Here is a 13,069-nt window from a genome sequence, read left to right as displayed (position 1 = left end):
TCGACTTAACAACTATGAACGAAGAAACAAAATACAATAAACTCAAGGATATTATAAAGGTGTATCTGCCCGAAGATGTTTCGGTAGATGCCATTACTTTAGAAAGCAATTTCATAAGTGAACTCAATATAAATTCCGCTAATTTGGTGGACATTGTTCTGGACGTTGAGGACGAGTTTGATATTATGCTCGAAAATGACGATATGGACCAAATGCAAACGGTAAAGGACGCACTTTCCATTATTGATGCAAAACTCGAAACCAAGTAAAATGATATCTTATTTCTGGAATTGGGCGAAACCTAAATTATTAGCAGACAAACGATTAATTGCGCTGTATTGTATTGTTTATTTCAGTTGGGGAATGGTCATGAACTGGTTTGGAGCCGCGGTAGAAATTGCCAAATTCACCTATTGGTGGCAAGTAATCACTTGTTACATTTTATATATGGTTCCCATATCCTTATTGCTTAGGAAGCTTCCTTTTCATTCCCAATATGCTTACGGACTTGTGGCTATGGGTTTTCTAGAATTTGGTGGGTATTATTTTGAAACTTCATATGCCTACCCAAACAATCTTATGGACCAGTTCTTTGGTATCCGGAACTTTAGTTTAGGCATGGCGTTGTTCTTTGCCCTGTATTTTCCTTTGGGCAATTGGGCCGTAGAAAAGCTGTACAAAAGCTTCTTTAAGCGGTCTTAACGTTCAATTGAAACCTTTCTTGGTTAATTCTCTGGTTCTATTTCTTCCTTTTTCTTTTCAGGAATCAACAATGAGGCTGCAATCCCGGAAAGCAACGCTACCGATATTACCGCAAGGGATAACCATTCCGGCAATTCCACTTGATGGGAGAACAACATTTTAAGTCCCACAAATGCTAAAATAACCACCAAACTGTAATTGATATAACGGAATTTTTCCAGCATTCTGGAAATCAAAAAATACATGGACCGCAAGCCTAGAATAGCCAAAATATTGGAGCTAAAAACAATAAATGGGTCGGCTGTGATGGCTAAAATAGCGGGAATACTGTCCAAAGCGAACAACACATCCGTAAGCTCAATAACCACTAAGGCCACGAAAAGGGGAGTAGCGGCACGTAAACCTTTCAGTCTTACAAAAAAGTCATGTCCGTGAAAGTCAGATGTTATCGGATAAATTTTTCCTATTTGCTTGAATATCCATGAATCCTTGGGTTTAAAGTTATCGTCATCGCCCTTAAGCATCTTAAAAGCCGTCCATAAAAGGAACACCCCAAAGACATAAATAATCCACTCAAATTTGGTAATCAGTGCCACGCCAAAGAGAATCATCAACCCTCTAAAAACTATGGCCCCAAGAATACCCCAAAAAAGCACCCGGTGTTGGTAGAGTGCGGGAATTTTAAACGCGGAAAATATTACGGCAATAACAAATACGTTGTCTATGCTCAGGGACAGTTCTATAAGGTAACCCGTAACGTATTTTAGAACCGCATTATTTGGGGTTAAATTGGTAGGGTTTTCCACCAGACCTTGACTAAAGAGCCAGTAAATGACCCCACTGAACGCCATGGCCACGGACACCCAAACGGTAGTCCAAATAGCGGCTTCCTTGGTTTTAATAACATGTTCGTTCTTGTTAAATACGCCTAAATCCAGCGCAAGAAAAACAATGATCAAAGCAATAAAAAGAATCCAGACCCACATATAATGCATTTTTACGCCTGCGAAGATACTTCATTTTCACACTCGTTTCAGGCGCATTTGCAAAAGCCTTTGATTCAATTCAAAAGAAGCGGAATTTAGAATGTTTTAATTGCCCAAATCAAGTGTTAAGCTCACATTTACCTTATTATCTTGGCGTTCTTTTTTAATGTCAATTCCAAAATCCGATGAAAATAGAGTAGTGGTCCCCACGAGTTTGGAGGCCTGTTCCGTAAAGTTGAAGCTAATGGTTTTAGCGGTTCCTTTTAAGGTAAGTGTTCCGGTCACGGTAAACCCGTTGCTAGTTTTGGTAATTTGGGTACTTTCAAAAGTAATAGTGGGATAGGTGTCCGCATCAAAATATTTTCCGCTCTTTAAGGACCAATCCCTAAGGAAATTCCCCGTTTTAATGGTTTCGACTTGTACGGCGCCTTTAAAACTGGATTCCGTTATACGGTCCGGATAAATTTTGGAGGAAGATTCAAACCCGGACAAGCTGCCTTTAACATCCTTTGAAATAAAATGAAAGGTGATTTTTGCCGAAGCGATGGAAACCTGGTCCTGTGCCTGAAGCGAACCACTGAAAAATAAGAGACCAACAATAAAAAGTAGTATGAATTTGACACGCATGATAATCTAGGTTTAGAAAATAAGTTAGTATAATTTACCGATAATATGAACAAATTTATCGCTGTAAACGGAATCTGAGGTGCAAAATAGTACTGTTTTGGGTAAATCACTATCTTTATAAAAGAACTAATATGAAGTAATTATGAAAAACCCCCTTTTTATGATAGCTGCCTGCGTTCTTGTAGGTACATGCGGATTGTCTGCACAAGAGATCAAAGAAAAAAAATCTGAGATCACAAAATATACGGTCATGGAGCGTTTTGAGCCCAAAGCCATTCTAACCGTAGAGGAGCGCACGAAATTAAGGGAAGAACGGATAGCTAAAACAGAACGTAGACGTGAAATATTGGATACCTTGGATATTTCCGAACGAAAAAGACAACGATTGCTTGAGGATTTGATAACCGAGCCATTTTCTAACCGGTTGAACCGTACCATGGCCGAAATTGAATTTGAAGACGAAGAATAAGAGTAAAGACCACCTAAACTAGAATACCTTCATGGAGCGCACTGCTTTATGAGGGTATTTTTTTTGCTGTTCACTTCACTTTTTTGACCTTTTAAGCTGAATTTTAGCTAGTTCCAGAAGTAAAAATTGAGTCCCTTTTGGTCTGAAATGAAATTTTAACACCCTTTAGCATTGAAAAATACGATTTTGAGCAAACCATGTTATTGGTGAATTTTTATTGCTGAAAGACGGTCATGAACAACTAGAACCCAGTAGTTTAGCTGTTAATAACTTTTGGATAAAAACTGAAATTGGACTGATGACATAGTATAGCAAAGAACATTAATTTAATGTTAAAGTCTGATTATATGATAGTTAAGAGTGAATTTGTAGGATTTTTTTTATAACTTAGAGTAACACAGTTTATCTCAACAACCCAAAATCCTGCACCTATGACTACAACTCAACAGCCCGCATCAAGAGTAGAGGAAAATGACAAAAATGCTATTGTCGTAAGACTCGAACGTAACCAAAAAGATTTGGTACAACTACGCACCAAACTCAACTCGTACCGTTGCGAACCAAAAACCTATTCGCTTTATGAACGAATAGAAACCTTACGGACTACAATGGATTCCTTAACCCATTCTAACCGTGAGATCATTAACTCCTTAAAGGACACCCGCAAAACAGTAAGCACCCATTTGGAACGCGCCAAAAGGCAACTTACGGAATTTAGAAGATTAAATGACGGTGTGTCCGAATACCTGGACATTTGCACCAGCCACTAGTACTTTATGTGGTTGATTTTTAAGTAAATGTAAATGTTAAGTTAATTAATAATTTGCAGCAATTTTCTGCCTATTTGTAGTGTATCTTTGACGACGGTAATATCAAGGATACACTATAGATTAGGTTTGATATGGAAGGAACATTTACGAGGCAAGAAGACATTCAAACCACGGAACTACAATTACAAAGATTAGAACGAAATTTAAAGGTTGTAGCACAGCTGTACGCCAAATTATGTTCTTATACGTGTGAACCACAAACGTATGACCAGTTCATGCGTTTGGATGATTTAAAAGCCGAAGCCCGAATCTTACGGGATACCAACAAAAACATTAGCCAAAAGTTACGTCAAGACCCCAATGCCTCAGCACGTTGTTACCGTCTCTTCTTAAATTACGTACAAGGCTTTGACGTGTTCGTAAAAGACGTGGACCGTTACGTAAAGAGCGTATAACATTTCTTTTTAATTACATGGGTTTGAACGAGAGGATAGTGGTATTCAAAATATTCTATTTTACATAATATAAATTATGATACATTTTGTAATATTGGTTTAGCCCAAAAGCTGAAGCAATATTCAAGAAAGATGATGCGGCTGCCAACATACCGTAAAGGTTTAATGAAAAACGTAAGTCATAATTCTATTATGTAAAATATCCCTCACATTTGTAGCTTTTAAGCGAATTACCAACAGGGTCGTCAACCTGTTTAATTTACGCTACAAGAAAATTTTGCACACAAAAGAAAATGTATTCCAAACTTAGAAATTCCGCAACCCTCACGACAAACCTTTCGTCTGTACTCATAATTTGCCGTTATGTAAAATAGCCGCTACCAAGCGCTCGATTGCTTTTTAAATTCTAAAATGCTTAATCGCATTTTAAATTTAAACACAATTTCCCGCCACTTGCCAACGCCATTTAAAAGCTTGCCTTTTAGGTTTGTTTAAAATTCGTGTATTCGAGGAAATCTCTGCAAGATTTTTTTCTACGACATTCTCGTCAGTTAGCCGCAACAGCTAAAATTTTCTCTGCGAGCAAAATTCTTAGCCCTTGCTAACCTCCCGTCTTGTTTTATCTTTTCTTTAGGTACTTCTAACATTATGTCAAATAGAATTCAACATGCTAACCAGCAAGGTTTTTATTTATCTTTTTTTCTTGATAAAAAAAGAAACAAAAAAATCAAGGCTTACAGATAATTTTGGAAACAATGTACGGCTCAGTCGCTATATTCTAGAAAGCATTATAACTCTTAAGACCGCCTTTGAACTCATTGAATCATTCTGCACATCAACAAACCTTATTACCAGCCCTCTAGAATATGGCCGCTCTCTTCGCCTATTGTTTTACCAAAATTCTCTTAGGCCGTTTTCATTTTAATACTAAAACTCCCTTAATACAACATCTTTAATTTTAGCAATAGCTTCACTAACTGGCGTTTCAGATTTTCTAAGGTTTATTGCCATATGGTTGACTCCGACATTTTCATATGCTTTTAAATATTCGGTAAGATGGTTGATGCCCACAGTGCCACCAAAGCGCTGTGGTTTAAAAGTCACATTGTCGTTTTTAGATAGGTTTAAATGTATAGCCGAAATATAAGGCTTTGCTGCTTGGTCTTCATCGTACAAAGCATTACACCAGTATTTTCTGTTTTCTAAAGTTTCGGCAACCGGTCTTGGGTAATTAAACCAAGCTTGTGCGTTTTTTGCTATCCAATTAATGCTTTGTCCGGAATGACCTGCTATTACAAGCGGAATGTCATTTTTCGGTTTAGGATAAACTTCTATACCGTTAGTTAAAAAATCGTATTTAGATTTTAAATTACTGTTTGTTTTCCAAGCTTCTTTAATGATATCAAGATTTTTTCTAAAGATTTCAGGTCTTCTGTTATAGTCTATATTGTAAATTGGGAACTCCACAGGTCTATCGCCCAAACCTAAACCCAACAATAGTCTACCATCACTTAAATTTTCTATGGTGGCAGCAGCTTTTGCTAATTTTATAGGCTGCTGTAGTGGTAATACAATTGCAGCAGTACCTAACAAAATGTTTTTTGTAGCGGCAGATAAATAGCCCAAATATGGAAGCGTATCGAACAATTGTGCACCATCGCCAAAATTAGGGTCATATACAGGAACATCTCGCATCCATAAAGCAGCAAATCCTGCTTCGTCAATTTGTTGTGCCAATGCTAAATGATTGGAAATATCGGGTACTCCAAAAGGTCTGTTGTCTTCCAAGCGTTTGCGATTTCCTTCTGATGACCAATCATTATCTAAAGGAAATTCTATGCCAAGTGTCATTTTACCTGGCTTGTATAGTCTATCAAATGGATTCATAGTGTGTGTTTAAATTCATCAGGTATCCGTTAAGACACCTGATGAACAATGTGATTAAGCATTCCAGATACTATCTGCAGTGTAGGGTCCGTTTTCAACTTCCCAAAATTTACCATCTATAAAACGGTGTCCTTTATCTAAAGCCTTCAGCAAAGCCATATCTTCTTCTGTAAGCGTATGGTTTAACGTCTCTAGGTTCTGAAGTAATCGTGCTTCATTTGTAGATTTAGGAATGACTGCAATGCCTCGTTGCATTGTATATGCCAATGCTACTTGTGCAGGCGACATATGTCTTTCCTCGGCAATGGTTTTTATGGTTTCATTTTCCAACAAACGTAGTTTGGAATTTTTATCTACAAGCGAACCTAATGGTGCATATGCCGTTAGATGCATATCAAAATGCGAGCATAATGCTTTTAATTCTTTCTGTTGTAAAAACGGATGCATTTCTACTTGATTCATCTCTGGTTGATGCACTGCAGTCGCTATTATTTCTTTCAACTGATTCTCATTGAAATTGCTCACGCCAATATGCTTTGCAAGTCCTTGCTCTAAAACAGCTTCCATCCCTTTCCAAGTATTGGTTAATGGCACTTCTGATAATGGAACAAAATCAGATGCTTTTTCTGGCATTTCCGTTCCTTTTTTAAGAGCGACAGGCCAGTGGATAAGATACAGGTCTAGATAGTCTAGTTGTAAATCTGCTAAAGTTTGTTTCAAAGCAGGAATCACATTCTCTTCACCGTGAGAAGCATTCCATAATTTGGAAGTCACCCATAAATCGTTACGCGTAACCAAACCTTGTTTAATTGCTTCAGCAATGGCGTTACCTACTTCTTTTTCGTTTCCGTAAGCTGCAGCACAATCTATATGTCTGTATCCTATTTTAATAGCCGAAAGTACAGCATTGTACACTTCATTTGGTTCAGAACGGAACGTTCCTAAGCCTAAAATTGGCATTTCGTCGTTGTTTCTAAATTTTAATGCAGTCATTATTTATAGTATTTATATTTTTTCTTTTTTGAATAAAACGAGGGTCAACAAGAATCCCACAATCACTAAAATACCCCCTACCCAAGGTGTCGCTTCAATACCTAAGCTGGATTCTACAACAATTCCGCCTACATAAGCACCAATGGCAATACCAACGTTAAATGCGGCAATGTTCAAGGCAGATGCTACATCTTCGGTTCCTGGTAAGTATTTTTCAGCCATTTTTACGACATATAATTGTAATGCCGGTACGTTTGAAAACGCTAGAATTCCCATAAAAAATAGGGTTACGATGGCAAAAATCTGACTAGAAGCGGTGAAGTATAATACAAACAACACTATAGCTTGTAAAGCAAACATTACCAATAAGGCTTTTCCTGGTTTGTTGTTAGAGACTTTACCACCTATGATATTCCCAATCGCGATGGCAATACCATAAATTAAAAGGAATATACTGGTCATATTTGAAGAGAAACCGGTTACTTCTTCCAACAAAGGAGTTAAATAGGTAAAGGTTACAAACGTACCTCCATAACCAAATGCAGTAATGGCTAACACCAATAAAATAGACGGATTCTTAATCACTTTTAATTGGTCTATAAGACGTAATGGAGCTGATTGTTTGATGTTTTTAGGCACCAAAGCTAAACTAGCTATTGCACCTACTAATCCTAATAGGGCAACACCGATAAAGGTTGCTCTCCATCCAAAATTCTGACCGATGTATGTCCCTAAAGGCACACCAGTTACAATAGCAACAGTAAGACCAGCAAACATTATAGAAATGGCAGTAGCCCTTTTATCTTTTGGCACTAAACTAGCTGCGATTGTAGACCCGATAGAGAAAAATACACCGTGTGCAAAACCTGTTACCACTCTTGATAATAGCAACAACTCAAAACTTGGTGAGATAGCTGCCAATCCGTTGCCAATGATGAAAAGCAACATAATTCCCATTAATAATTGTTTTCTAGGAATTTTACCTGTTAAGGCAGTTAATATGGGGGCACCAATGGCAACACCAATTGCGTACAGACTAACTAATAATCCTGCTGATGTTAGTGATGTGCCCAGGTCACTTGCAACCGTAGATAATAAACCTACAATTACAAATTCCGTTGTTCCTATGGCAAATGCACTAATGGTCAATGCCCATAATGCGGCTGGTAGACTCTTCTTTTTGGCTACCGTAGTATCTCTATGTATTGTTGATGTTTCCATAATTTATAATCGTTTTATGTTATTGTTATTTAATGGCAACAGGATTTATTTGTACTTGCGTAGAGCCTTCATATAAAGGGTGACCTAATACAAAAAGGAATTCCCAAGCTTTATCTTCTACCAACTCATCTACAAGAATGTTTTCCAATACTTGTACACCGTACTCGGTTGCCATCATTTGATTTACAGGAAAAGAAAGTTCGCTGTTTTCGTGTGGTACAGCTTCAAAAGACCAGTTATCTGCACCTGCTGCTACAATTCCTTTTTTACCTAAGTAATGTGCAGCTTCAGTACCAATTCCAGGTCCGCCAGCTAGGTAACGTTTGTCATCTTTACCCATTAATTTTGTCCATCCTGTATAAAACAGTACGACATCTCCTTTACGGATTTCAATGCCTTGTTTTTTGGCTACTTTTTCAATATCTTCTACTGTAAAAACAGTACCTTCTTTTACAATGTCTTGATTGTAATATGAGCGCATATCTAATACAACTCCTCTAGTTACAATTGGAGGTAATTTTTCTAGACCTAATTTTTTTACACCAGAAACGGTTAAAAAATCTTCTACTTTATGTCCGTTATAATGCACATTGTCTCTACCGTAATGTGCCAATCCGTTTATTTGAGATCCAACACCTGTCCAACCAATTAACTGGTCATCTACATAAGTAAATTTGTTAGAACCTGCAGCAGCAGTTTCTGGTTGCAACGTTTCAATATGAAAGTATCTGTGACGGAAAGCTGCAGTTTTTGCATTTACAACCATTCCCAGGCGATATACTTTTCCTTTCTTAACCAATTTTACGGCATCTAAAACCGTTTCTTCATTCAAAAGGTTAAGAGCACCAATTTCATCGTCTGCTCCATAAGGTGACGTTGGTACTTGTTGTGCGTTTGTACTTAAAGCAGTAAAAAGTGTAACTGCTAACGCCATTGTTTTTAAAGTATTTACTATTGTTTTCATTTTAATATGTTTTTTATTTCTGATACAAATTTCCGATTAAAGCAAGGGGTGTGCGAGGATGTACATCACCATTTTAAAGTGATGTATGTCACACTTAATACTGCTTATACATCACTTTACTTTTAATTTTATTTAATCTTGAAGCTTCATTTTGAGCACCAAGTAAGGTGGTTTACTGGCATCTTTTCCTTCATTTAATAAAGGCAGATTGTGAAGCTGATTTGCTACGATATACAAGTAGTTTTCGTGTATGGCAACACCATCTGGCCAAGACAGGTCTTTTTTGGATTGCACAATGGTTTTCATTCCAGCAGGCGTACTTTCTACAATGGCTGAATTTTCAACATCGGTTACATATACTTTTCCGTTTGCACCCACTTTAAATCCGTCAGATTTTGGTTTGTTGGCATAAAACTCGATGTACTTATTCAGGTCGCTATCTTGCTTACTTTCATCTGCTAAAACAGCAGACGAAATACGGTAAATTTTGGTGTTTCCCATTGCACCATAGTAGATGTAATTATTTTCGTCATCTATAGAAATTGGATTTAATGGGTATCTTGGTTGAATGGTAGTACCGTCTTTTCTTTTATGAGAGACTAATCTACCGTGAATTTTCACTGGTTCATCAGCAGGCAAAAATGATGCATTTCCTTCCAGAACTCGTCTTATATAACCCGTTTCTAAGTTTATCACTACAAAAGCTGGCGCAATTGGCGGATTTAAAGCATCGGTCATATCTGCAATTACAGCAGTGTTGTTTTTAACATCGATTACAAAATCCTGTAAAAAAGGTTTTGTTGATAATACCGTATTCGGGATAGGAAAAATTTTTGTGACGTTTCCGGTCACCAAATCAAAACCAACTAATTTTGGAACCTGATTTTGTTTTACATTACCCATATCCAACACCCAAAGAGTTCCGTTAGCATCGGCTTGTATTCCGATAGTTGAATTGATACCTTTTATGCTTCCTTTTTCGGGTTTTACAATCCATTCTTTATCACCAAACGGAATGGCTTCTCCATTAGGCAATATTTCTTTCACCATATATTTTGAAGCACTTAAGGCACTCATTGTTACAAATATTCTTCCGTCGTTAGACACCGTTATATTTCCTGGTCTTGATTCTGGAAATGTTGCTATCGTTTCTAATTGTGCTTGTGCTAATAGTGTAAAATTCATTACAAGTGCGAACAAGACTGTTTTTATAATTGTTACTGTTTTCATCGTTATTGTTTTTAAAAAGTGAATATGATTTAATTAGTTGCCTAAAAATTTCTTTTGGGTTGAAGGGTCTACCCAGATTACATCGCTTGGGTCTCTGGCTAAGGCATCAAAAACGAGCACGTCTAACGGACCTTCTAAAATTTTTCCGTTACCGTGTGCTGTACCTTTGCCCCAAAAAAGTAAGTCGCCTTTTCCTGCAACAACAGGACCTTTATCGGCAACATAAAATTCTGCTTTGCCATTTAAAATGTAGAGGTAGGCATCAGATTTTGCGTGGTAGTGCATAGGCACTTCGTCATACAGCCTGAAGATTCTAACGCCTGCGTGTTCGCGGTCTATTAATCTGATATCTTTAATGATACCATTATGACTTTTAGGTAGTAGCGTTACATATTCATCAATATTGATAATACCGTAGGAGTTACCCATTAACGGTCTCTTATCTTCTTGCGCATAGGTGTTAAAGCCTATGGCAATTACTGTAAATAATAGAAAAAGTGTTCTTGTAGTTTTCATAGTACATTGTATTTAATTGTTCGATACAAAATTCTATGAAAACCAAGATGTGTGCGAGGACATACATCACGGATTTTTTGTGATGTATATCAATCTTGAAAAGTGATTTAGGTCACTTTTAGCTGTTAAAACGACTTAAAGTCTCTCTGGATACGCCTAAATAAGAAGCGATTAATTTTTTAGGAACGCGTTGAATCAATTTTGGAAGTTTGTTTAATAGGTACTCATACCTGCTTTCCGCGGTCATAGTAAGCAAAGATAGGATTCTTTGCTGTAAATTTATATAACCGTTGTTAGATTTAATTCTGAAAAAGTTGGCAACAGCAGGAACCTCAAAACAAATCTTTTCCCTGTTTTCCAAAGACAAACATAAGAACTCAGAATCTTCAAGACAATCCACAAAAATAGTCCCGGGTTCTTGATGTTGAAAAGCACAATGGTCGCTCACCCAATAGTCTTCCATAGCAAATTGAAGAATGTGTTCTTTGCCTTTTTCATCTATGGAATATGCTTTTACCAAACCTTTGATAATCCAATATTCAAAGTCTACAGGTTGCCCCACTTGTATTAAAAATTGGTGTTTTTTAAGACTTTTAAATTCAAAGTGCGATTTTATAAAATTCCACTCCTCATCAGTTAAAGAAACGATTTCTTCAAAATGTTGTCTTAATAACTGCAACTTGTCTTCCATAGTGTAAAAATACTTTTCTTTATTTGAAATGTTATTTATTGTTGCATTTTATATTAGATAGACAACCAGTTAAAGAGCATAAATTTACTTTACACAGTCATTAAAATTACATTTTCATTCCACACACATTGCCCTCCCTCCTATCGTCGGTCAGTTAATAAGTGTTGCATTACCTTTTTAGAAGAAAGTTTTTAGAAAGAAAAAAACCAAGGAAGATGGTAACAACTTTGCCCGCGCACCATCTCGCTCAAATAATAAAGATTCACAATCTTAATTATTATGCCGTAACCAAAGCAAAGTTACATAAGGCGGAACATTATGATACAGATTTGTCTAATGTGTAAAACGGAGCATGCTTGCATTTGATATAATATCAGATATGACGCCTTTAGGTTCATATCGGCAGATATTATGTCAAAGCCGTTTTACTGGAATGTTTATTAAAGTCTTATTGAAAGCAGCCTTTTAGGGTTATTTAAAATTCCCGTATTCTAGGAAATGTGTACAAGATTTTTTTCTACAAGATTCTCGCCAACTTGCCGCAACAGCTAACGGCAGTATTTTGGAAGGTCTTGTAGAGCTTTTAAAATATGAGCGAGATGAAGCGCTGGCAAAGCGAGATAATTTCTTAGCCCTTGCTAACCTTCCAACTTTATTGAAGCTTTTCTTTAGGTACTAGTAACATTATGTCAAATAGGAAATGAATTCTAAAATGGATGAGCATTAGAATTTTGGCAATCATGCCGGACTATTTCAAAAATCTCTGGTACACTATTTGTATTTATTTTATTCAATATTCTTAGCATTTGCTATGGATTAGGTTACCGATTCAAACTTTATAAAACATTTTTATGAAAAACACATTTAAAGTTCTTCTACTATCGCTGATTAGTACTACGGCAGTTCATAGCATAAAATCTAACGAAGTAATGGACGAAAACCATCTTGAACTAAGCGAAAATTTTAATTCAATAAGATGTGGTTTTCTTGAAATAAAATCACCTTTCCGGACCGATAAGATTGTTAGAGCAACACGAGCAGGCTGTTTTCGGTGGGAATATTCAAAGAATGGAAAAGTAACATCTGTATCCGAAACTATTACCATTAAACAAGGAGAATCTAAAAGAGGTTTTAGTAAGAACGGAGAGACTGTTAAAATCAGATGTAGTTGTCGCAATCAAAGGCGCAGCGTGCAACCAAATCATTGAATTTATCTTTTTTCTTGATACGGCAAAGTATACTTTGAGCGAGATTATGCGGCTGCGAAATCGACAAAGGAGATTCACGAACTCAATTAAAAATCAATAAAAATGACGTGAGCTAAACAAAAAAATGCTGAAGCTTCAACCCGCCGCCAAAAGTAATCAGCCACTGGCTAATTTCTTTTGTCACGTAGATAATTTTGGAACAGGGCTGAGCGTAAAGAAAATGTACCCAAAGTACATTTTTAGCGAAAAATCCAGCTGGCGCGATGGCGCTCAGTCTCTAAATTTTAAGATCTATTGTAACTCTTAAGCCCCCTACTCTATCTATTTTGTGCATAATTTAATGTACTGCT

General features: G+C 36.8%; 15 protein-coding genes. 6 read left to right on the top strand and 9 right to left on the bottom strand.

Annotated elements, in window-relative coordinates; genetic code table 11:
- Nucleotides 1–14: 14 nt before the first annotated feature.
- Together KO513_RS02115 and KO513_RS02110 are read left to right on the top strand one after the other, a co-directional pair.
- A complete protein-coding gene (locus KO513_RS02115; protein WP_215440425.1) occupies nucleotides 15–269 on the top strand; it encodes a phosphopantetheine-binding protein in 255 nt (84 codons plus the stop codon).
- A gap of 1 nt (nucleotide 270) precedes the next feature.
- Complete coding sequence (locus tag KO513_RS02110; RefSeq protein WP_252735642.1) at nucleotides 271–702, top strand: hypothetical protein; 432 nt, start codon at nucleotides 271–273, stop codon at nucleotides 700–702.
- Between the two features lie 23 nt (nucleotides 703–725).
- On the opposite strand, the gene KO513_RS02105 is transcribed toward KO513_RS02110, so the two are convergent.
- Together KO513_RS02105 and KO513_RS02100 are read right to left on the bottom strand one after the other, a co-directional pair.
- The gene (locus KO513_RS02105; protein ID WP_215912083.1) at nucleotides 726–1,688 is read right to left on the bottom strand and encodes a TerC family protein; all 963 of its coding nucleotides are present in this window, start codon (nucleotides 1,686–1,688) and stop codon (nucleotides 726–728) included.
- Between the two features lie 105 nt (nucleotides 1,689–1,793).
- On the bottom strand, nucleotides 1,794–2,315 hold the full coding sequence (locus KO513_RS02100; RefSeq protein WP_215912082.1) for a YceI family protein: 522 nt from the start codon (nucleotides 2,313–2,315) through the stop codon (nucleotides 1,794–1,796).
- A 142-nt stretch (nucleotides 2,316–2,457) separates the two neighbouring features.
- Between KO513_RS02100 and KO513_RS02095 the strand changes: the two genes are divergently transcribed.
- The 3 genes from KO513_RS02095 (at nucleotide 2,458) to KO513_RS02085 (ending at nucleotide 4,009) form a co-directional block, all read left to right on the top strand.
- Nucleotides 2,458–2,784 (top strand): hypothetical protein, encoded by a 327-nt coding sequence (locus tag KO513_RS02095; RefSeq protein WP_215912081.1) that lies wholly within the window; start codon nucleotides 2,458–2,460, stop codon nucleotides 2,782–2,784.
- Nucleotides 2,785–3,215: 431 nt separating this feature from the next.
- A complete protein-coding gene (locus KO513_RS02090; RefSeq protein ID WP_215912080.1) occupies nucleotides 3,216–3,554 on the top strand; it encodes a hypothetical protein in 339 nt (112 codons plus the stop codon).
- A gap of 131 nt (nucleotides 3,555–3,685) precedes the next feature.
- Nucleotides 3,686–4,009, top strand: coding sequence for a hypothetical protein (locus KO513_RS02085; RefSeq protein WP_215912079.1), 324 nt, complete (start codon nucleotides 3,686–3,688; stop codon nucleotides 4,007–4,009).
- A gap of 927 nt (nucleotides 4,010–4,936) precedes the next feature.
- On the opposite strand, the gene KO513_RS02080 is transcribed toward KO513_RS02085, so the two are convergent.
- From KO513_RS02080 to KO513_RS02050, 7 genes are all read right to left on the bottom strand, one after another.
- Nucleotides 4,937–5,896 carry a TIGR03571 family LLM class oxidoreductase gene (locus KO513_RS02080; RefSeq protein WP_215912078.1) on the bottom strand — a complete coding sequence of 320 codons (960 nt, stop codon included), beginning with the start codon at nucleotides 5,894–5,896 and terminating at the stop codon, nucleotides 4,937–4,939.
- A gap of 54 nt (nucleotides 5,897–5,950) precedes the next feature.
- Nucleotides 5,951–6,889, bottom strand: coding sequence for an aldo/keto reductase (locus tag KO513_RS02075; RefSeq protein WP_215912077.1), 939 nt, complete (start codon nucleotides 6,887–6,889; stop codon nucleotides 5,951–5,953).
- Between the two features lie 12 nt (nucleotides 6,890–6,901).
- Complete coding sequence (locus tag KO513_RS02070; RefSeq protein ID WP_074674803.1) at nucleotides 6,902–8,110, bottom strand: MFS transporter; 1,209 nt, start codon at nucleotides 8,108–8,110, stop codon at nucleotides 6,902–6,904.
- 25 nt (nucleotides 8,111–8,135) lie between these two features.
- Nucleotides 8,136–9,074, bottom strand: coding sequence for a cyclase family protein (locus KO513_RS02065; RefSeq protein ID WP_215912076.1), 939 nt, complete (start codon nucleotides 9,072–9,074; stop codon nucleotides 8,136–8,138).
- 132 nt (nucleotides 9,075–9,206) lie between these two features.
- The gene (locus KO513_RS02060) at nucleotides 9,207–10,304 is read right to left on the bottom strand and encodes an L-dopachrome tautomerase-related protein (RefSeq protein WP_215912075.1); all 1,098 of its coding nucleotides are present in this window, start codon (nucleotides 10,302–10,304) and stop codon (nucleotides 9,207–9,209) included.
- Between the two features lie 33 nt (nucleotides 10,305–10,337).
- Nucleotides 10,338–10,820, bottom strand: a complete 483-nt coding sequence (locus KO513_RS02055) for a cupin domain-containing protein (protein ID WP_155596378.1) — start codon at nucleotides 10,818–10,820, stop codon at nucleotides 10,338–10,340.
- A gap of 118 nt (nucleotides 10,821–10,938) precedes the next feature.
- Nucleotides 10,939–11,511: a Crp/Fnr family transcriptional regulator gene (locus tag KO513_RS02050; RefSeq protein ID WP_215912074.1), complete on the bottom strand. Its 573-nt coding sequence runs from the start codon at nucleotides 11,509–11,511 to the stop codon at nucleotides 10,939–10,941.
- Between the two features lie 851 nt (nucleotides 11,512–12,362).
- On the opposite strand from KO513_RS02050, the gene KO513_RS02045 reads away from it, so the two are divergent.
- Nucleotides 12,363–12,719: a hypothetical protein gene (locus KO513_RS02045; protein ID WP_215912073.1), complete on the top strand. Its 357-nt coding sequence runs from the start codon at nucleotides 12,363–12,365 to the stop codon at nucleotides 12,717–12,719.
- Nucleotides 12,720–13,069 lie beyond the last annotated feature (350 nt).

This window comes from Zobellia sp. B3R18 (assembly GCF_018860715.1).
In the GTDB taxonomy this organism is placed as follows: domain Bacteria; phylum Bacteroidota; class Bacteroidia; order Flavobacteriales; family Flavobacteriaceae; genus Zobellia; species Zobellia russellii.
This window is presented reverse-complemented; position numbering and strand designations above follow the sequence as displayed.